Origin of the sequence: Acidovorax facilis, from assembly GCF_023913775.1 — a bacterium.
In the GTDB taxonomy this organism is placed as follows: domain Bacteria; phylum Pseudomonadota; class Gammaproteobacteria; order Burkholderiales; family Burkholderiaceae_C; genus Acidovorax; species Acidovorax facilis.
Map to the genome: position 1 here is coordinate 1 of NZ_JAMXAX010000117.1, position 18,677 is coordinate 18,677.

Sequence of the window (18,677 nt, forward strand, 5' to 3'; positions counted from 1 at the left end):
TCTACCTGCTCCACCACCGCCAATTTAAAGGCCAGCGTGTAGTCGCGCTGCGTGCGTTTGACACTCGATTCCATGACACATGCCCTTTTGAAAGGTCCACGTGTCAACGCTGGGTAGGACGGGTCACCTCCATGAAAAAAGCCCGCATGTGCGGGCTTTTGCCAATGGGAACCGGCGGCCGGGCGAAAACCGTCAGCCTTTGCGGGCCACTGTCGCCAAATGTTCCACCACCTGCAGCACGTTCTGCATGCTGCCCGCCATGGTGCCATCGGTGTAGAACTTGCCCGCCACACCCATCGAGGGCACGCCCTCCACACCGTAGGCGTCCTGCAGTTGCGAAGCACGGCGAACCTGGTTGGACACGCTGAACGAGGTGTAGATTTCCTTGAACTTGGCGGCGTCCACACCCTGTTGGGCCACCCAGGCAAAAATTTCGTCGTCCTTGGCCAGCTTCTGCTTTTCCACATGGATGGCGCGGAACACCTTGGCGTGCAGGGCTTCGAGCTTGCCCATGCCTTCCAGGGCGTAGTACAACTTCTGCTGGGGCACAAAGCTCGCGTTGAAGGCCACCGGCATACGACGGACGGAGAGGTCCTTGGGGGCGGCCTTGACCCAGGCGTCGAGCGCGGGTTCAAAGGCGTTGCAGTGGGGGCAGCTGTACCAGAAGAACTCGATCACATCGACCTTGCCCGCAGGCGCGTCGGGCGCTACCGGCTTGTCCAGCCGCCGGAAGTCCTTGCCCTCCTTGAACTGGCGGGCCTGAGCCAGCGCGGGGGTGGCCACTGGCAACGTCAGGGCGGAAGCGGCTACCGCCGAGGCGGCGGACAAAGAAAACTCACGGCGTTTCATGACAAAGACTCTCCTGTTACAGGTCTGGGGGATGTGAGCCATGCCCCCGCAAAAAGTTCAGCCACCCGAAGTCTGGCGCGTCAGCGCTGCACGCGCACCAGCGCCGACTCCAGCCCGGCACCATCGAGCTTCTCCTTGAGCTGCTCGGCGTCGTCGCGTTTGGTGAACGGCCCCACACGCACGCGGAACACCGCCCGGCCATTCTGCTCACGCTCGCTCACGCGGGCCTCCCAGCCCAGCATGGCCAGCTTGGCGCGCTGCGCATCGGCGTCCGCCTGGGTGCGGAAAGCCCCGGCCTGGACAAAGTAGTCGAACGGGTCCAGATTGCCCTTGGCAGCAGCCTTGGCCACGGCCAGATCGCCCAGCGGGTCGGCGCCGGGCTTGGTTTCAGCCTTGGCCTCGGGCTTGCTGGCAGCGGGCTTGGGCGCGGGAGCCGATGCCACAGCCCGCGCATCCGGCGCGGCTGGAGTGGGCGCCGAGGCAGCCACAGCGGGCGGGGCTGCCGGGCGAGCCGGGTTCTTGCCATACAAAGGCGAATTGGGATCCCAGTTCTTGTTCTTCTGGGTCTCGGCGGCGTCCATGTCCACGCCCCGGCCATTGCCCTTGTTGAGGAAGGGCACCGGTACCTTGGTCACGTACACCGCCACAGCCAAGGCAGCGCCCAGGCCTACGATGACCCCAACGATAAAGCCGACAATGGTCCCGCCCGTCTGTTGTTTCTTCATAGTGACTGCTTACATTCTGGCTGGAGCCGACACGCCCAGCACGGCCAAGCCATTGTGCAATACCTGCGCGGTGGCGGCGACCAGCGCCAGGCGAGCCTTCTTCACGGCCTCGTCGTCCACCAGGATGCGCTCGGCGTCGTAGTAGCTGTGGTAGCTGGCGGCAAGGTCGCGCAGGTAGAAGGTCACATCGTGCGGGGCTTCGCCGTCGGCCGCAGCCGTGAGCATTTCGGGGTACTTGGCCAGCTGCAGCATCAGCGCCTGGGCCTGTGGGCCTTCGAGAGCCGACAGATCAATATCGTGCAGCGAAGCCACGTCGCCACCGCCAGCCTCTTGCCAAGCGCGCAGCACCGACTGGATGCGGGCATGCGCGTACTGCACGTAGTACACGGGGTTGTCGTTGTTCTGGGCCACGGCCAGGTCCACGTCGAAGGTGTACTCGGTATCGGGCTTGCGGGAGAGCAAGAAGAAACGCACGGCGTCCTTGCTGGTCCATTCGATCAGGTCGCGCAGCGTGACGTAGCTGCCTGCGCGCTTGCTGATCTTGACCTCTTCACCGCCCTTGACCACACGCACCATCGTGTGCAGCACATAGTCGGGGTAGCCCTGCGGAATGCCCACGTCGGCCGCTTGCAGGCCCGCGCGCACGCGGGCAATGGTGCCGTGGTGGTCAGTGCCCTGGATGTTGACGACCTTCGTGAAGCCGCGCTCCCATTTGGCGATGTGGTAGGCCACGTCGGGCACGAAGTAGGTGAACGTGCCGTCCTGCTTGCGCATGACGCGGTCCTTGTCGTCGCCGTAGTCAGTGCTCTTGAGCCACAGCGCGCCGTCCTGCTCGTAGGTCTTGCCGTTGGCAATGAGCTTGTTCACCGTGGCTTCCACGCGGCCGCTGGTGTACAGGCTGGATTCGAGGTAGTACTCGTCAAAGTGCAGGTTGAACGCCTGCAGGTCCTTGTCCTGCTCGTTGCGCAGGTAGGCCACTGCGAACTGGCGGATGTTGTCGTAGTCCTCTACGTCGCCGTTGGCCGTGAACTCGCGGTCGTCGGCCTTCACCGTAGCCTTGGCCTTGAAGGCCTCGGCAATGTCGGCGATGTAGTCACCGTTGTAGAAGTTCTTGGCCAGCGGGTTGTCGCTGTCGGTGGGCCAGCAGTCGTCGCCGGGCTTGAAGCCCTTGGCGCGCAGCTGCGTGCTCTTGGTCAGCGTATCGATCTGCACGCCCGCGTCGTTGTAATAGAACTCGCGGTGCACCTTCCAGCCCTGGGTGCTGAACAGGTTGCAGATGGCATCGCCTAGAGCAGCTTGGCGGCCGTGGCCCACGTGCAGGGGGCCGGTGGGGTTGGCCGAGACAAACTCGACCAGCACGCGCTGGCCGTTGTCGGGTTGATAGCCGAAACGCTCGCCAGTGGCCAGCACCTCGCGCACGACTTCCTGCTTGGCGGCGGGCTTCAAGCGGATGTTCAGAAAGCCCGGTCCGGCGATTTCAATGGCATCCACCCAGCGGGTGAAGGCGGGCGTGGCCTCCAGTGCGGCCTTGAGCTGTTCACCCAAGGCGCGGGGATTGAGCTTGAGCGGCTTGGCCAGTTGCATGGCGGCGGTGCAGGCGAAGTCGCCATGGGCCGCCACCTTGGGGGATTCAAACGCCGCCTTGGCGCCAGCGCCAGGGGACAGGACTTCCAGCTCGGCTGCAAGCGCAGCGAGCAATTCATTTTTGGCTGTGAGCATCGGCGGATTTTACGGGGCCGGGCCGGGGCGCCCACCGAGCATGCCGCCAGCACCGCCAAAGCAGCCCTGCGCAGCCAGTACGCAACAGATCGTAAAGAATCATGGCCTGGCCTGCGGCGTGTCAGCCCCGTCTCCAGGGCATACGTTGTAATCGGGCAATCCGACGCAGGTTGCGTCAGATGCCACACTCTACTGGAGCCCCTATGAACAAGCTTCTCTCCCTGACAGCCCTGAGCCTGGTCCTTTCGTTCGGCGCAGCCCACGCTGCCGACGCCCCTGCCGCCGGAGCCAAGGCCGCCGCCCCGGCCACGGCAGCAACCCCCGCCACGCCGGCAGCGCCTGCGGCATCGGCCGCCGCGCCCACCAAGCAGCAGACCCGCATGGCCACCTGCAATGCGGAAGCGGCGGACAAGAAGGGCGACGAGCGCAAGGCTTTCATGAAGACCTGCCTGAGCAACAAGCCAGAAACCCAGCAAAACAAGATGAAGGCCTGCAACGCCGACGAAAAAGCCAAGACGCTCAAGGGCGACGAGCGCAAGGCCTTCATGAGCGAATGCTTGAAGAACAAATAAGCCCTGCCAAAACAAAGAAAGCCGCTGCCCGTGAGGGTCAGCGGCTTTTTTCTGGGCGGAAGGTCTTTCTTGCGACGCCTACCAGCCCCGCGCCCAGAACACCGCGATCACCGCCACCACGGGCAACACGTGGGACTGGATCATCACGAGGCGGCGTACCTTGGCCACCTCCTGCGCCGCTGGCAGTGCCCCCGTGCTGCGCAGGGCATGGCGCCAGCGGCGAAACACCAGCGAAGGCCAGAAGGACAGGAGAATCATGACCAGAATGATGGTGATTTTGATGTGAAACAGCGGCTGCGAGAGATACCACGAAGCCCCCTTGATGCCCCAGAGGACACGCGCCACGCCGCTGGCGATCATCAGCGCCCCTGCCACACCGTAGATCACATCCAGCCGCGCCAGACGCTCGACCACAGCGGCGTTCATCCACTCCATGCGGCACAGCGCCGCCTGGCTCGATAAAAAGACCACAAAGGTCAGGATGGCCACCAGGTGCAGGGCGGCGAGGACGGCTTCGAGGGTCATGGGGGTTTCCTTTGCAAAACCCAGGACCTCAGTGCGCGCTGCTTTTCTGAAACCCGGGTGGCCGCCATTTTGCTTGAGGAATTTCGCGACCGCCGCGCAACGCGGCATGCCGGTATGTGTGCCACCGCATTGCGTCCCCCCAAAAAAAGCGGCGCAGACCCGAGGGCCTGCGCCGCTTTGACCGAACACCGGAGCGGACGCGATCAGGCCACCGTGCGGGCCATCGCGCCTGCGGGCACATCCGCAGGCACCACCGGAGCCATGGCAGTGGCCGGGGCGGGCAGGGGATGACCGTTCAGCGCGGCATCCAGGCGCTCATGGTCCAGCGCGTTTTCCCAACGGGATACCACCACGGTGGCCACGGCGTTACCAATAAAGTTGGTCAGCGAGCGGCATTCGCTCATGAAGCGGTCCACACCCAGAATCAGCGCCATGCCGGCCACCGGCACTTCAGGCACCACGGCCAGGGTGGCGGCCAGGGTGATGAAGCCTGCACCGGTCACGCCTGCTGCGCCTTTGGAGCTGAGCATCGCCACCAGCAGCAACGCCACCTGGTGACCCAGCGTCAGTTCGGTGTTCGTGGCCTGGGCGATGAACAGCGCGGCCAGCGTCATGTAGATGTTGGTGCCGTCCAGGTTGAAGGAATAGCCCGTGGGCACCACCAGCCCCACCACCGACTTGCTGCAACCGGCCTTTTCCATCTTTTCCATCAGCGAGGGCAAGGCGGATTCAGACGACGAGGTGCCCAGCACCAGCATCAGCTCGGCCTTGAGGTAGCGGCACAGCTTGAACACCGAGAAGCCGCACAGCCGGGTCACAAAGCCCAGGATGACCACAACGAACAGCAGCGAGGTGATGTAGAACGAGCCCACCAGCCAGGCCAGATTGACCAGCGAACCCAGGCCAAACTTGCCGATGGTGAACGCCATGGCGCCGAACGCACCGATGGGCGCGGCCTTCATCACAATGCCCACCACCTTGAACACGGGGGTGGTCAGCGCTTCCAGAAAATGCTGCACCGGACGGCCCGCCTCACCCACCAGTGCCAGGCCCACGCCAAACAGCACGGCCACGAGCAGCACCTGCAGGATGTTGTCGCCCACGAAGGGGCTGACCAGCGTCTTGGGGATGATGTCCATCGCAAACCCGGTCAGGCTCATCTCATGCGACTTGGCCACGTAGCTCTTCACGGCCGTCTGGTCCAGATCGGCGACGTTGATGTTCATGCCCGCGCCGGGCTGCACCACGTTGGCCACCACCAGACCCACCACCAGGGCCAGCGTGGAGAAGAACAAAAAGTACGCCATGGCCTTGCCAAACACGCGGCCCACGCTGCTCAGCTGCGACATGCCCGCAATGCCGGTCACGATGGTCAGGAAGATCACCGGCGCGATGATCATCTTGACCAGCTTGATGAAGGCATCACCCAGCGGCTTGAGCGCCTCGCCATAGGCGGGTTCAAAATGCCCGAGCAAGACACCCAGGACGATGGCGAGCACCACCTGGAAATACAGCTGCCGGTAAAAAGGCAGCCGCACGGGGTGGGCTGTGGGGGCGGAAATGGCGTGCATGGAGGTCTCCTGAAATCACGAACGACTGCACCACCGGGGTGCGTCGAGGGTGCCGTTTGTACCGCCGCACGCTGTTTGAGCCGATAACCTATTGGTATTAGTCAGGGGCACCGCCATAGGGCGCCGCTTGCCCCAATATAGGGAAAACACCTAGCACCTGGCCGGGATGCGGCACACTCGCTCCCCGCAACATCCCAGCCTACGGACCGCGCCAGGAACAAATTTTCCCCATGACGATGACGCCCCGCCTCCGAAAATTCTGGACCCTGCTGATCCTGCTTGGGGGCATGGTGGGCAGCATGTTCATCGCCGGCCAATGGGCCTGGCAGCGTTCACTGCAGGAAGAAAACCGCAGCGTGCAGGGCCAACTGGCGCTCTACGGCCAGGCTCTGGCCCAGCGTATCGACCGCTACCGCACCCTGCCCGAAGTGCTGGCGCTGGATGCACAGCTGCGCAACGCGCTGACCCACCCACTGAGTGCGGCCGATGGGGAGCAGCTCAACCGCAAGCTGGAGCAGGCCAACGGTGCCAGCCAATCCTCCACCCTTACCCTGCTCAACCGCGACGGCCTGGCCGTGGCCGCCAGCAACTGGCGTACGGCCACCAGCAACGTGGGCGTGGACTACAGCTTTCGCCCCTACGTGCAGCAGGCGCTGGCCCAGGGGCGCGGCAGCTTCTATGGCATTGGCGTGACCACGGGCGAGCCGGGCTACTTTCTGTCTCAGGCCATCCACGACGACCAGGGCCAGACGCTGGGCCTGGTGGCCATCAAGATCGCACTGCAGGAGCTGGAACGGGAATGGCTGCAGACCACCGACATCGTGCTGGCGTCGGACGCGCATGGCGTGGTTTTTTTGGCCAGCCAGGATGCGTGGCGCTACCGCCTGCTGGAGCCACTGGACGATGAGGAACGCCGCGAACTGAACGCCACCCGGCAGTACGCCGACCAGCCGCTGCGCCCGCTGGAAGTCCGCGTGGTGGAAGCCCTGGACACTGGCGGTCGGCTGGTCAGCGTGCAGGCCCCTGCCCTGCCCGGCCGCGTGCTGTGGCGGACCCAGCCCCTGCCCGGCACCCCGTGGCAGCTGCACCTGCTGCACGAGACACATAGCAGCTTCGCGGACAGCCGCTGGGCCGCTGCGGCAGGCGCGGGCGGCTGGCTGGCGCTGGGCCTGCTCGTGCTGTTTGTGCGCCAGCGCCAGCGCCTGTCCAGCCTGCGCCAGCGCAGCCGCCAGGAGCTGGAGACCGTGCTGCGCCAGCACGCCCAGGAGCTTCGCACCGCGCAGGACGGCATCGTGCAGGCGGCGCAGCAGGCCGCCCAGCAGACCGACACGGGCCTCTCGCGCAGCCTGGAACATCTGCCGCAGGGCGTGGTCATCATCGACGCCGACCTGAACCTGGTGGCCTGGAACTCGCGCTATGTGCAGCTGTTTCGCTTCCCGGCAGACCTGATGCGCGTGGGCCAGCCCATTGCCGACCTGCTGCGCCACAACGCGCGCCGGGGCCTGCTGGGGCCAGGCCCGGTGGATGAGGCCATCGCACGACGGCTGGCCCACCTGCGCAGCGGCACTCCACACCTGCACGAAAGCGCTAAGGACGACGGCACGGTGCTGGAGATCCGGGGCAACCCGCTGCCCGAAGGCGGTTTTGTGACCAGCTACGCCGACATCACTAGCTACAAGAACGCCGCACGCGAGCTGCGATCGCTGGCCGATGCGCTGGAGCAGCGCGTGGCCGACCGCACCCGCGACCTGGACGCCGCGCGGCGCGAGGCCGAGCAGGCCAACCGCTCCAAGACCCGCTTTGTGGCCGCCGCCGTGCACGATCTGCTGCAGCCCCTGAACGCCGCGCGCATGTTCACCTCGCTGCTGCGCAGCCATCTGCCAGGCGACGCCGAACGGCACGCCGTGGACAGCATCGACGGCGCCCTGGCCGCGCAGGACGCCATCCTCAACAGCCTGCTCGACATCTCGCGCATGGAATCGGGCCAGTTCGATGTGCACATCCACGACGTGGCCCTAGGGCCACTCTTGCAGGTGCTGGGCCACAACTTTGGCGTGCTGGCCGAAAGCCAGGGCCTGCAACTGCGCTGCGTGCCCACGCGCGCCGTGGTGCGCACCGACGACAACCTGCTGCGCCGCATCCTGCAGAACTTTGTCTCCAACGCCATCCGCTACAGCCGGCGGGGGCGCATCGTGGTGGGCTGCCGCAGGGTGGGCAATGACCACCTGCGCATCGAAGTGCATGACCAGGGCCCCGGCATCCCCGAGGCTCTGCAGCGTGAAATTTTCGAAGAGTTCCGCCGTCTGGACGAAGGCCGCGCCGACGACCGGGGCGCAGGCCTGGGCCTGGCCATCGTCGAACGCCTGGGCCGCCTGCTGGGGCACGAGATTGGCCTGCGCTCGCAACTGGGGCGCGGCAGCGTGTTCTGGGTGTGTGTGCCGCTGGGCAACCCGGCGGCTGTGCAGCAGGCTGCCGCCCCTGCCACCACACAGCAACCCGCCGACGATGCCCCCCTGCAAGGCAGCAGCGCCTGGGTGATTGAGGACGACGGCCCCACCTGCGCCGCCACGCAGGCCCTACTGCAGCGCTGGGGGTGCACGGTGCCGCTAGCCGCTGGCGCGCCCGAGGCCCTGGCCGCAGCCCAGCCCGGCCAGGCACCGCAGCTGGTGCTGCTGGACGTGCACCTGGGCGCCGGCCTCCACGGCCCTGAAGTGTTCGCGCAGCTGTGCCAGCGCTGGGGCCAGACGCCCGCCGTGATCCTGGTCACCGCCGACCGCGACGCCACATTGCGCCGCCAGGCCGCCGAGCGCGGCTGGGGCCTTCTGGCCAAGCCGGTGCGGGCGCCCGCGCTGCGGGCGCTGGTGAGCCAGACGCTGCTGAGACAGGGAGCATCCCCCTGAGCCGCTGCGCGGCGGGGCGGCCCTTGCACGGCGCCTCGCGCAGGGTGCTGCGCCCGGTTGGATAGGCTGCGCTCGTCGCTACGCTTTTAGTAGCTGCCAGGGCTTTTTGAATAAGCGACAGCGGCCGTTTTGATGCAGATCTCCACCTCAGGAAGACACGCCGTCTTCCGTCTCCAGGCTTTTGACCAGCACCGCCGCCTGCGTGCGGCTGTAGCACGCGAGCTTTTTCAGGATGGCGGTGACGTGCACCTTCACCGTGTTCTCCGCCAACCCCAGCGCGGCGGCGATCTGCTTGTTGAGCAGCCCGTCGGCCAGGCACAGCAGCACGCGGAACTGCTGGGGCGTGAGCTGCGCGAGCCGCGCGGCCAACTCGGCGTCGGCCTCGGAGCGCTCGGCCGCCATGGGCGGGAACCAGCTGCCGCCGTCCAGCACGGCCTGAATGGCGTCGCCCATGGCGTCGGCAGGCGCAGACTTGGGGATGAAGCCCGCAGCACCAAACTGCTGCGCGCGGCGGATGACGCGGGGGTGGTCGTTGGACGAAATGATGACCACGGGCAGCTCGGGGTATTCGCCGCGCACATGCAGCAGGGCCGAGAAGCCGCGCGTGCCGGGCATGCTCAGGTCCAGCAGCACTAGCTCGACCTCGGGGTGGTCCTGCAACGCCTGGCCCAGCGTGGCGGCGCTGGCCGCCTCCAGCGTGCGGAACTGCGGTAGACGCCCCTGCAGCACATGCAGCACGGCGGCTCGGAACAGGGGGTGGTCGTCAGCAACGAGGAGCGTGGGCGCGGAGGACATGGAATGCGCAGTCTGCCATGGCAGGGCGGTCAGCCGCCCTGGGGACCTTTCCAGAACGCGGGCTGTGCGTACTGGTGCTTGAGGTGCTCGATCCACAGCCGCACGCGCAGCGGCAGGTGTTTGCGCTGGGGGAAGACCACGTAGATGCCATTGGGCGGGGCGGCAAAGTCCTCCAGTACCGCCACCAGTCGGCCTGCGGCGATCTCGGCCTCGACCTCCCAGGTGCTGCGCCAGGCAATGCCCCAGCCACCAAGGCACCAGTCGTGCAGCACCTGGCCGTCGGAGCAGTCGAGCGGCCCGCCGGGCTTGAGGTGCATGACCTCGGTGGAGCCATCGGCGTGCGGCACCCTGAACGCCCAGCCGCGCGTCTGCGAGGCGTCGCTCGACAGCGTGAGGCAGTCGTGCTGCACCAGCTCGGCCGGGGCGCGCGGGGTGCCGCGCCGGGCCAGGTATTCGGGTGTGGCCACGCACAGGCGGCGGTTGTCGGCAATGCGCACGCTCACCAGCGACGAATCGGGCAAATCGCCCACGCGCACGGCGCAGTCAAAACCTTCGCCAGCCAGGTCCACCACGCGGTCGCTGAGGTTGAGAGAGATGGTCACATCGGGGTGCGCCGAGCGGAAACGCGGCACCAGCGGCGCCACATGGCGGCGGCCAAAACCAGCCGGGGCGGTGATGCGCAAATGGCCCGTGGCCTTGACGCCGCCCTCCGACACGCTGGCCTCGGCATTGGCCACGTCGGACAGCAGGCGCTGGCAGTCTTCCAGGAACGCGCTGCCCTCGTGCGTGAGGCTGATGCGGCGTGTGGTGCGCACCAAGAGCTTCACGCCCAGGTGCTCTTCGAGCGCATCGAGCCGCCGCCCCATGATGGCGGGTGCCACACCCTCGGCCTTGGCGGCTGCGGTGAGGCTGCCGCGTGTGGCCACCGATACAAAGGATTCGAAGGCCTTGAGTTTGTCCATGGGCGGTGATTATGGAGACATCTACGCGGGGGCCTGCACCCGGCCGCTGCAGCGCGGAAGCACCCGGTGGCTGAAAAACCTGAAGCAAAAACAGGCCCTTGCGCTCGACCACATCGCCTTGATAGCTATCATTAATATAGCAATCAGGTCAATCGGGACTTGAGAAACCCCACGGTGCCGTAGCGCTTGACCTCCGCGTAGTGGTCGCGCGTGAGGCCCTGCACCATGGCGGTGTAGGCATCCGCCAGGTCGGGCGCGATGGTGAAGTGGTCGTAGTTCACGATCACCGCCACGCGTTCGCCACGCGTGGCGAGCGGGGCCAGCAGGTGGCGCACCTCCTGGTCGATGGCGGCGATGGTGCTGGCCGTGGTGATCTGCAGGCCCGAGAAGTCGATGTGCAGCAGTTGGCGTGCGGCGTCCAGCTCGAAGCGCTGCACCAGCGGGCGGTTGAGCAACTGCTCGCGCAAGCCCAGCGGGCCGGGCTCGAACAGGCGCATGTCCATGGTCTGCAAACCAGGGCTGATGCGCGGCGTGAAGGACATGTGGGCGAGCACGTCGCGGTACAGGTCGATGCCGGGCGCCAGCTCGATCAGCTCCAGCGCGCCGCCGCCCTCCGCATCGCCCGAGGGCACGAGGCGGAACACGCAGCGCTCCGTCACATACAGCACGCGCTGGCCGCGCCGCAGGGCTTCGGCGCCGCTGAAGGTGCGGTGCTCCACCTCGCGAACGAACTTGCGTGCGCCCCCTTCGTGCAGGATGTGCAGGTGGCCGTCGACGGCCTCCACCTGCAGCGCGCCTGCCGTGAAGGTGCCGACAAACACCACGGTCTTGGCGTTCTGGCTGATGTTGATGAAGCCGCCCGCACCCGCCAGGCGCGGCCCGAACTTGCTCACGTTGAGGTTGCCGTGCTGGTCGGCCTGCGCCAGGCCCAGGATGGCGATGTCGAGGCCTCCACCGTCGTAGAAGTCGAACTGGTTGGGCTGGTCGATGATGGCCTGCGGGTTCACCGCCGCGCCGAAGTTCAGGCCGCCCGCCGGGATGCCGCCGATCACGCCGGGTTCGGCCGTGAGGGTGACGAGGTCGATGATGCGCTCCTCGGCCGCCACATTGGCCACGCCCTCGGGCATGCCTATCCCTAAGTTCACCACCTGGTGCGGGCGCAGCTCCAGCGCCGCGCGGCGGGCGATGATCTTGCGCTCGGTGAGTGGCATCGCCTCCAGGGTGTCCATGGGCACGCGCAGCTCACCGGCAAAGGCGGCGCTGTAGGGCTCGGCAAAGGTCTGGTGGTGGTGCGCGGGCTCGGTGGCCAGCACCACGGCGTCGACCAGCACGCCCGGCACCTTGACCTGGCGGGGGTTGAGCGACCCACGCTCGGCGATGCGTTCGACCTGCGCAATGACCACGCCGCCCGAGTTGCGTGCCGCCATGGCAATCGCCAGCGCTTCGAGCGTGAGTGCCTCGCGCTCCATGGTGAGGTTGCCGTCCGCGTCGGCCGTGGTCGCGCGGATGATGCCCACGTGGATGGGGAAGGCCTTGTAGAACAGGTAGTCCTGCCCGTCAATGGGCAGCACGCGCACCAGGTCTTCGGTGGTGCGCGCGTTGAGCTTGCCGCCGCCGTGGCGCGGGTCCACAAAGGTATCGAGACCCACGCGCGTGAGCGTGCCGGGCTTGCCCGCAGCGATGTCGCGGAACAAATGCGTGATCACGCCCTGGGGCAGGTTCCAGGCCTCGATCTGGTTGTCCACCGCCAGCTTCTGGATGCGCGGCACCAGGCCCCAGTGCCCACCGATCACGCGCTTGAGCAGACCCGCGTGGCCCAGGTGGTTGAGGCCACGCTGCTTGCCATCGCCCTGCCCTGCGGCGTAGACCAGCGTGAGGTCGCGCGGGGTTTGCGTGGACTCCCAGCGCTGGGCCAGCGCCACGGCAATGCTCTCGGCAAAGCCGATGCCCACAAAGCCGCCGGTGGCCACGGTATCGCCGTCGTGGATGAGCTGCACCGCATCGGCGGCGCTGACGATCTTGTTCTTGTAGGCAGCATTCAGCGCGCCAGCGGCCAGGGGTGCCTGCATGGATTTGTCTCCCGGTGGGGTTATTTTTATGAGCCAGGTCACGGCCTCGCAATAGGTTGCGGGGCCGCCCTGGCTCTTCGCGCAGCGTAGTGCTTAACCGGCCGGTGCGCCATTCCGTGCAACTACGGACTGTCGCCAGTTTTGCGTAAAAGTCACTGGTTTCGAGCTTTTCAGCGTATTTATGTGGGCAAACATTTGCAATACAGTCTGTCCATGGCCTTCTCGCCAAGGTCCGACATTTCTTTGATCCACGTTTCAACAACTCAACTCTTTAGGCACCCTCATGACCGACCGCACCGCAATCCACGGCCTGCAAGTGGCCACCTCCCTGTACCGCTTTGTCGAAGACAAGGTGCTGCCCGGCACGGGTGTCGATGCCGCCGCCTTCTGGAAGGGCTTTGACGCCATCGTGTCGGACTTGGCCCCGCGCAACATCGCCCTGCTGGCCGAGCGCGACCGCCTGCAGACCGAGCTGGACACCTGGCACAAGGCCAACCCCGGCCCCATCAAGGACATGGTGGCCTACCGCAGCTTCCTCGAAAAGATCGGCTACCTGGTGCCCCAGCCCGCCGACGTGAAGGCGACCACCGCCAACGTGGACGACGAGCTGGCCACGCAGGCCGGCCCGCAGCTGGTGGTGCCCATCCTGAACGCACGCTACGCATTGAACGCCGCCAACGCGCGCTGGGGCAGCCTGTATGACGCGTTGTATGGCACGGATGCCATCAGCGAAGAAGGCGGCGCCGAAAAGGGCAAGGGCTACAACCCGGTGCGCGGCGCCAAGGTGATCGCGTTTGCGCGCCAAGTGCTGGATGACACCGCGCCTTTGGCTGCAGGCTCCCACAAGGATTCGACGGGCTACAAGGTGGAAGGCGGCCAGCTGGTCGTGTCACTGGCCAATGGCAGCACCACGGGCCTCAAGGACGCATCGCAGTTCAAGGGCTACCAGGGGAGCGCAGCAGCGCCCTCATCGGTGCTGCTGCAGCACAACGGCCTGCACCTGGATATTCAGATCGACCGGTCTACCCCCATCGGCCAGAGCGACGCTGCGGGCGTGAGCGACTTGGTGCTGGAAGCGGCCCTCTCCACCATCCTGGACCTGGAAGACTCCGTGGCCGCCGTGGACGCCGAAGACAAGGTGCTGGGCTACAGCAACTGGCTGGGCATCATCCAGGCCACGCTGACCGAGCAGGTCGCCAAGGGCGGCAAGACCTTCACGCGCGGACTGAACCCTGACCGTGTTTACACGGCCCCCCAAGGCGGCGAACTGCGCCTGCATGGCCGCTCGCTGATGTTCCTGCGCAATGTGGGCCACCTGATGACCAACCCGGCCATCCTGTGGACCGACGCGCAGGGCACGCAGCGCGAGATCCCCGAAGGCATCATGGATGCAGTGGTCACAACGGCTATCGCATTGCACGACCTGCAAGGCCATGGCGCCAACGGAATTCGCAACTCCCGCAAGGGCAGCGTCTATATCGTCAAGCCCAAGATGCACGGCCCCGCCGAAGTAGGCTTTGCCGCTGAACTCTTCGGCCGTGTCGAGAAGCTGCTGGGCCTGCCCGACAGCACCGTCAAGCTGGGCATCATGGACGAAGAGCGCCGCACGTCCGTCAACCTCAAGGCCTGCATCGCTGCCGCATCGAGCCGCGTGGCGTTCATCAACACCGGCTTCCTGGACCGCACCGGCGACGAGATGCACACCGCCATGCACGCCGGCCCCATGGTGCGCAAGGGCGACATGAAGACCAGCGCCTGGATCCAGTCGTACGAGAAGAACAACGTGCTCGTGGGCCTGAGCTGTGGCCTGCGCGGCAAGGCGCAGATCGGCAAGGGCATGTGGGCCATGCCCGACCTGATGGCCGAGATGCTCAAGCAGAAGATCGCCCACCCCAAGGCCGGTGCCAACACCGCCTGGGTGCCCAGCCCCACGGGCGCCACGCTGCACGCGCTGCATTACCACCAGGTGAAGGTGAGCGACATTCAGATCGAGCTGGAAAAGACCGACGTGAATGCCGAGCGCGACAACCTGCTGACCGGCCTGCTGACCATCCCCGTCACCGCCAACCCGAACTGGACAGACGCTGAAAAGCAGCAGGAGCTGGACAACAACGCACAGGGCATCCTGGGCTACGTGGTTCGCTGGGTGGATCAGGGCGTGGGCTGCTCCAAGGTGCCCGACATCCACAACGTGGGCCTGATGGAAGACCGCGCCACGCTGCGCATCAGCAGCCAGCACATGGCCAACTGGCTGCTGCACGGCGTGGTGACGCATGCACAAGTGAAGGAGACCTTCGAACGGATGGCCGCCGTGGTGGACGGCCAGAACGCTGGCGACCCTCTGTACCAGCCGATGGCGGGCCACTTTGACACCAGCTACGCCTACCGTGCAGCGCTGGACCTGGTGCTCAAGGGCGAAGAGCAGCCGAGCGGCTACACCGAGCCGCTGCTGCACGCCTGGCGCCTGAAGCTGAAGGCGGCGCAGGCAGCCTGAGCAGCAGGCGGTGACGCGCGCGTGGGCATCGCGCGCGCTTCAATGAGACGATTGCTCAGTTTTTTATAGCTGCTTGCGCTTGATAGTAAAGCGCTAGCAGCTATTTTTGTTTGAAGCTTTCTTTCAACCCATCCCCACCTCGCAGCGCACAAACCAAAGTTGGTTTACGAACGTGCGACAGGTCCGAGGGAATCGGCCCATGGCAGAGGGTTCAACCAGTTCCGCTCCGCAGCGGGGTATGTGCTTGCGCCGTACACTGGCCCTCGGCACGCCCGCCCCCGTGGCGGGCCACCCGTCTGCAAGCCGAATCCGCCATGACTTCCCCTTCGCCCAGCGCTAGTAGCGCTACCGATGCGCCCGCCGCATCCGTCTGCCCCCTGTGCGGGCACCCAAACCTCTGCGCAATTACTGCCGGACAGCCATCCGAGAGCTGCTGGTGCATGGCCCCCGGCACCGTTGCCCCCGAGGCACTGGCCGCGCTGCGGCCCGAACAGCGGGGCAAGACCTGTATCTGCCCGGCCTGCGGATCACGCGGGAGGCCGCCCTCTCCGTCGTCGTCGCCGCTTGCACCGTCGTAGCAGCCCGCGTCGATATGATTTCGCCTTTGTTTTTTGTTTGTGCAACCACCCCTACTGCAAGGAAGCTGAAATGCCCACGTACCACGTCGAAATGATGGAAGGCCGCACGGTCGAACAAAAGAAGAAGCTGGTGGAGGAAATCACCCGCGTTTCCGTTGAAATCCTGGGCGGCTCGCCCGAGTCGGTGGACATTCTCATCACCGATATAAAGCGCGAAAACTGGGCCACGGGCGGCAAGCTCTGGTCCGAGCGCACCTGAGCGGCTCTCAGTGTTTTCGCCCTCGCGCCGTTTCAGAAATTTGACGCACGCGACGCCATGACCCAGGCAGGCTCGCTGGCCGTTTTGAGGGAGCGCTACGGAGAGCGCTACCGCTGGCTGGTATTGCTGTCGGTCATGGTGGGAACGATGGCGTCGATCATGTCATCCACCATCGTGAACGTGGCCATCCCCGACATGAGCCACTATTTCACGCTGGGCCAGGAACGCGCGCAGTGGGTCACCTCGGGCTTCATGGTGGCCACCACAGTCTCGATGCTCACCACGCCCTGGCTGCTGTCGCGCTACGGGTACCGCGCCACCTACGTGGGCGCCATGTTGCTGCTGCTGGCGGGTGGCATTGGCGGCGGACTCGCCCAGGACTTCGGCCTGGTGCTGGTCGCCCGGGTGGCGGAGGGCCTGGCGGCAGGCGTTGTTCAGCCCATCCCGGCCGTCATCATTCTGTACGCCTTCAAACCCCATGAGCAGGGCCGCGCCAGCGGCATCTTCGGCATGGGCGTTGTACTGGCACCCGCCATCGGGCCCAGCATCGGCGGCTTGCTGGTGGACTGGTTTGGCTGGCGCTCGATTTTTTTCATGGTGGTGCCGCTTTGCCTGGCGTCCATCTGGTTGGCTTACAAGTTTGTGCCCGTCACCGCCCCCGGCGGCGTGGAGGCCAACCGCCAAGGTGAGGCACTGGACTGGCGCGGGCTCCTGCTGGGCACTGTGGGTACGCTGTGCTTGCTCAATGGCCTGGTGTCGCTGCATGGCGGCTCCGTGGCCGAGGCACTCGGCCTGCTGTCGGGAGCGGTGGTGGCTGTCGCGTGTTTCATTGCTTGGCAGCGCAAGTTGCTGCGCACGGGCCGCAAGCCGCTGATGGATCTGCGCCTGTTTCAGTACCGCCAGTTCGCCATGGGCAGCGTGGTGGCATTCATCTACGGTACGGCCTTGTTCGGGTCCACCTATCTGCTGCCAGTGTTCATGCAGTTGGGGCTGGACTTGTCGGCATCACATGTGGGTACGCTCATGCTGCCAGCAGGATTTGTCCTTGCCATCACCATCGCGGTGGTGGGCCGACTTGCCGACCACCAGCCCACCCATTTTCTGGTCAGCATCGGACTGGGCTTGCTGGCGCTTTCGTTTGGACTCATGGTGTTTGTGGGCTTGGGCTCTTCATTGTGGATGCTGGTGGCGTTTGCAATTTTGGGCCGCATTGGTCTCGGCTTCATCCTGCCCTCGTTGAACCTCGGGGCCATGCGGCCCTTGGACAAATCACTTATCTCGCAGGGCTCCAGCACCATCGGCTTCTTGCGCATGCTGGGCGGGGCAGCCGGCGTCAGCCTGTGTGGCATCGTCCTGGAGTGGCGATTGAGCGCCCATGGCGCCTCGCTGGTCGCGGGCGCCAGCAGCCCGGCCCGTATCACTGCGTTCGGCGAAACCTTTTTGATGCTGACCTTGTTGTGCCTGCTGGCCTTGGTAGCCGCCTGGCAACTGCGGCAAGCCAAGCCCCGTTGAACGGTCCACCTATCGCCATCGCCTTCGCTCGACCGCATCGGGCATGATCTGGCTGCACCGCCAAGACTTCAGAGAAACGGAATCTCCCCATGTGCCAACTGCTCGGCATGAATTGCAATGTTCCCACCGACGTGACCTTCAGCTTCACGGGATTTGCGCAACGGGGAGGAAAGACGGATCACCACAGCGATGGATGGGGCATCGCCTTTTTTGAAGACAAAGGCCTACGGCATTTTGTAGACCATCAGGCAGCGGTGGAATCCCCGGTGGCAGAGCTGATCCGCCGGTATCCGATCAAAAGCAAAAACGTCATCGCCCACATCCGCAAGGCGACCCAGGGCGTTGTCAGCCTTCAAAACTGCCACCCCTTCGTGCGTGAACTCTGGGGACGCTATTGGGTTTTTGCCCACAACGGCGATTTGAAGGATTTCCGCCCCCGCCTCCACTCGCATTTCCGCCCGGTGGGCGACACCGACAGCGAACATGCTTTTTGCTGGATCATGCAGGAGTTGGCAAAGTCCCATGCCAGTGTGCCGTCCGTCCCGGAGCTGACCTTGACACTGAAAGAGCTTGCCGCACGGATCAGCCCCCACGGCACCTTCAATTTCTTGCTCTCGAATGGTCAGGCGCTGTGGTCCCATGCAACCACCAGCTTGTACTACTTGGAGCGCCGGTATCCATTTGGCCAGGCGCAACTGAGCGATGAGGACGTCAGCCTCGACTTTTCGCGAGAAACCAATGAAAAAGACGAAGTGGCCGTGATAGTGACGAGCCCGCTGACGACCAATGAAACCTGGACAGCGTTTGGTAAAAGCGAATTGCTGGTGTTTTGCGAAGGCAGAAGACTGGACGTCTAAGCCCTAGCGCTGTGCGCGCGATGCGATCAAGGGGGCTTGCTCTCGAGTTGGGAGCCTTTGGCCGTGTAGCTTCAGTGTCCGGAGAGTCGGCACGCAACGCTCTCGAAGCCATCCTGCACTGCATTAGCGTCATGCCCCAAAGCAAAAAACCCCAGTCTTTGGAGACTGGGGTTTTCTGGGCTGTAAGAGCCTGACGATGACCTACTTTCACACGGGAACCCGCACTATCATCGGCGCAAAGTCGTTTCACTGTCCTGTTCGGGATGGGAAGGAGTGGTACCAACTTGCTA

Annotated in this window: 15 protein-coding genes and 1 rRNA gene; 7 read left to right on the forward strand and 9 right to left on the reverse strand. The window is 65.2% G+C overall.

Annotation, left to right across the window (positions count from 1 at the left end; translation table 11 throughout):
- Nucleotides 1–192 precede the first annotated feature (192 nt).
- The 3 genes from NFX52_RS23515 to argS all read right to left on the reverse strand — a co-directional run bounded on the left by NFX52_RS23515 (nucleotide 193) and on the right by argS (nucleotide 3,293).
- Nucleotides 193–849: a thiol:disulfide interchange protein DsbA/DsbL gene (locus NFX52_RS23515; protein ID WP_055397989.1), complete on the reverse strand. Its 657-nt coding sequence runs from the start codon at nucleotides 847–849 to the stop codon at nucleotides 193–195.
- An 80-nt stretch (nucleotides 850–929) separates the two neighbouring features.
- Nucleotides 930–1,574 carry an SPOR domain-containing protein gene (locus tag NFX52_RS23520; protein ID WP_055397987.1) on the reverse strand — a complete coding sequence of 215 codons (645 nt, stop codon included), beginning with the start codon at nucleotides 1,572–1,574 and terminating at the stop codon, nucleotides 930–932.
- A gap of 9 nt (nucleotides 1,575–1,583) precedes the next feature.
- Nucleotides 1,584–3,293 (reverse strand): arginine--tRNA ligase, encoded by a 1,710-nt coding sequence (gene argS, locus NFX52_RS23525; RefSeq protein WP_055397985.1) that lies wholly within the window; start codon nucleotides 3,291–3,293, stop codon nucleotides 1,584–1,586.
- Between the two features lie 203 nt (nucleotides 3,294–3,496).
- On the opposite strand from argS, the gene NFX52_RS23530 reads away from it, so the two are divergent.
- A complete protein-coding gene (locus NFX52_RS23530) occupies nucleotides 3,497–3,865 on the forward strand; it encodes a PsiF family protein (RefSeq protein WP_055397983.1) in 369 nt (122 codons plus the stop codon).
- A gap of 78 nt (nucleotides 3,866–3,943) precedes the next feature.
- Here NFX52_RS23530 and NFX52_RS23535 read toward each other — a convergent pair whose 3' ends face one another.
- Both NFX52_RS23535 and NFX52_RS23540 read right to left on the reverse strand, forming a co-directional pair.
- Nucleotides 3,944–4,390, reverse strand: a complete 447-nt coding sequence (locus tag NFX52_RS23535) for a DUF2214 family protein (protein WP_055397981.1) — start codon at nucleotides 4,388–4,390, stop codon at nucleotides 3,944–3,946.
- Between the two features lie 203 nt (nucleotides 4,391–4,593).
- The gene (locus NFX52_RS23540; RefSeq protein WP_055397979.1) at nucleotides 4,594–5,961 is read right to left on the reverse strand and encodes a dicarboxylate/amino acid:cation symporter; all 1,368 of its coding nucleotides are present in this window, start codon (nucleotides 5,959–5,961) and stop codon (nucleotides 4,594–4,596) included.
- A 230-nt stretch (nucleotides 5,962–6,191) separates the two neighbouring features.
- Here NFX52_RS23540 and NFX52_RS23545 point away from each other — a divergent pair, with 230 nt between their 5' ends.
- Nucleotides 6,192–8,861 (forward strand): hybrid sensor histidine kinase/response regulator, encoded by a 2,670-nt coding sequence (locus tag NFX52_RS23545; RefSeq protein ID WP_055397977.1) that lies wholly within the window; start codon nucleotides 6,192–6,194, stop codon nucleotides 8,859–8,861.
- Between the two features lie 147 nt (nucleotides 8,862–9,008).
- On the opposite strand, the gene NFX52_RS23550 is transcribed toward NFX52_RS23545, so the two are convergent.
- The 3 genes from NFX52_RS23550 to NFX52_RS23560 all read right to left on the reverse strand — a co-directional run bounded on the left by NFX52_RS23550 (nucleotide 9,009) and on the right by NFX52_RS23560 (nucleotide 12,687).
- The gene (locus tag NFX52_RS23550; RefSeq protein ID WP_055397975.1) at nucleotides 9,009–9,656 is read right to left on the reverse strand and encodes a response regulator; all 648 of its coding nucleotides are present in this window, start codon (nucleotides 9,654–9,656) and stop codon (nucleotides 9,009–9,011) included.
- A gap of 29 nt (nucleotides 9,657–9,685) precedes the next feature.
- Nucleotides 9,686–10,618, reverse strand: a complete 933-nt coding sequence (locus NFX52_RS23555; protein WP_055397973.1) for a LysR family transcriptional regulator — start codon at nucleotides 10,616–10,618, stop codon at nucleotides 9,686–9,688.
- A gap of 143 nt (nucleotides 10,619–10,761) precedes the next feature.
- Nucleotides 10,762–12,687, reverse strand: a complete 1,926-nt coding sequence (locus NFX52_RS23560) for an acyl CoA:acetate/3-ketoacid CoA transferase (protein ID WP_055397971.1) — start codon at nucleotides 12,685–12,687, stop codon at nucleotides 10,762–10,764.
- A gap of 283 nt (nucleotides 12,688–12,970) precedes the next feature.
- Between NFX52_RS23560 and NFX52_RS23565 the strand changes: the two genes are divergently transcribed.
- The 5 genes from NFX52_RS23565 (at nucleotide 12,971) to NFX52_RS23585 (ending at nucleotide 18,387) form a co-directional block, all read left to right on the forward strand.
- On the forward strand, nucleotides 12,971–15,181 hold the full coding sequence (locus NFX52_RS23565; protein WP_055397969.1) for a malate synthase G: 2,211 nt from the start codon (nucleotides 12,971–12,973) through the stop codon (nucleotides 15,179–15,181).
- A gap of 314 nt (nucleotides 15,182–15,495) precedes the next feature.
- On the forward strand, nucleotides 15,496–15,759 hold the full coding sequence (locus NFX52_RS23570; protein ID WP_082437423.1) for a cysteine-rich CWC family protein: 264 nt from the start codon (nucleotides 15,496–15,498) through the stop codon (nucleotides 15,757–15,759).
- A 70-nt stretch (nucleotides 15,760–15,829) separates the two neighbouring features.
- Entirely contained in the window at nucleotides 15,830–16,018 is a 189-nt protein-coding gene (locus NFX52_RS23575; protein WP_010466444.1) for a 4-oxalocrotonate tautomerase, read from the forward strand.
- 57 nt (nucleotides 16,019–16,075) lie between these two features.
- On the forward strand, nucleotides 16,076–17,530 hold the full coding sequence (locus tag NFX52_RS23580; RefSeq protein ID WP_055397966.1) for a DHA2 family efflux MFS transporter permease subunit: 1,455 nt from the start codon (nucleotides 16,076–16,078) through the stop codon (nucleotides 17,528–17,530).
- 89 nt (nucleotides 17,531–17,619) lie between these two features.
- On the forward strand, nucleotides 17,620–18,387 hold the full coding sequence (locus NFX52_RS23585; protein ID WP_055397964.1) for a class II glutamine amidotransferase: 768 nt from the start codon (nucleotides 17,620–17,622) through the stop codon (nucleotides 18,385–18,387).
- Between the two features lie 188 nt (nucleotides 18,388–18,575).
- Here NFX52_RS23585 and rrf read toward each other — a convergent pair.
- Nucleotides 18,576–18,677, reverse strand: a 5S ribosomal RNA gene (gene rrf / locus NFX52_RS23590); the annotation flags it as partial.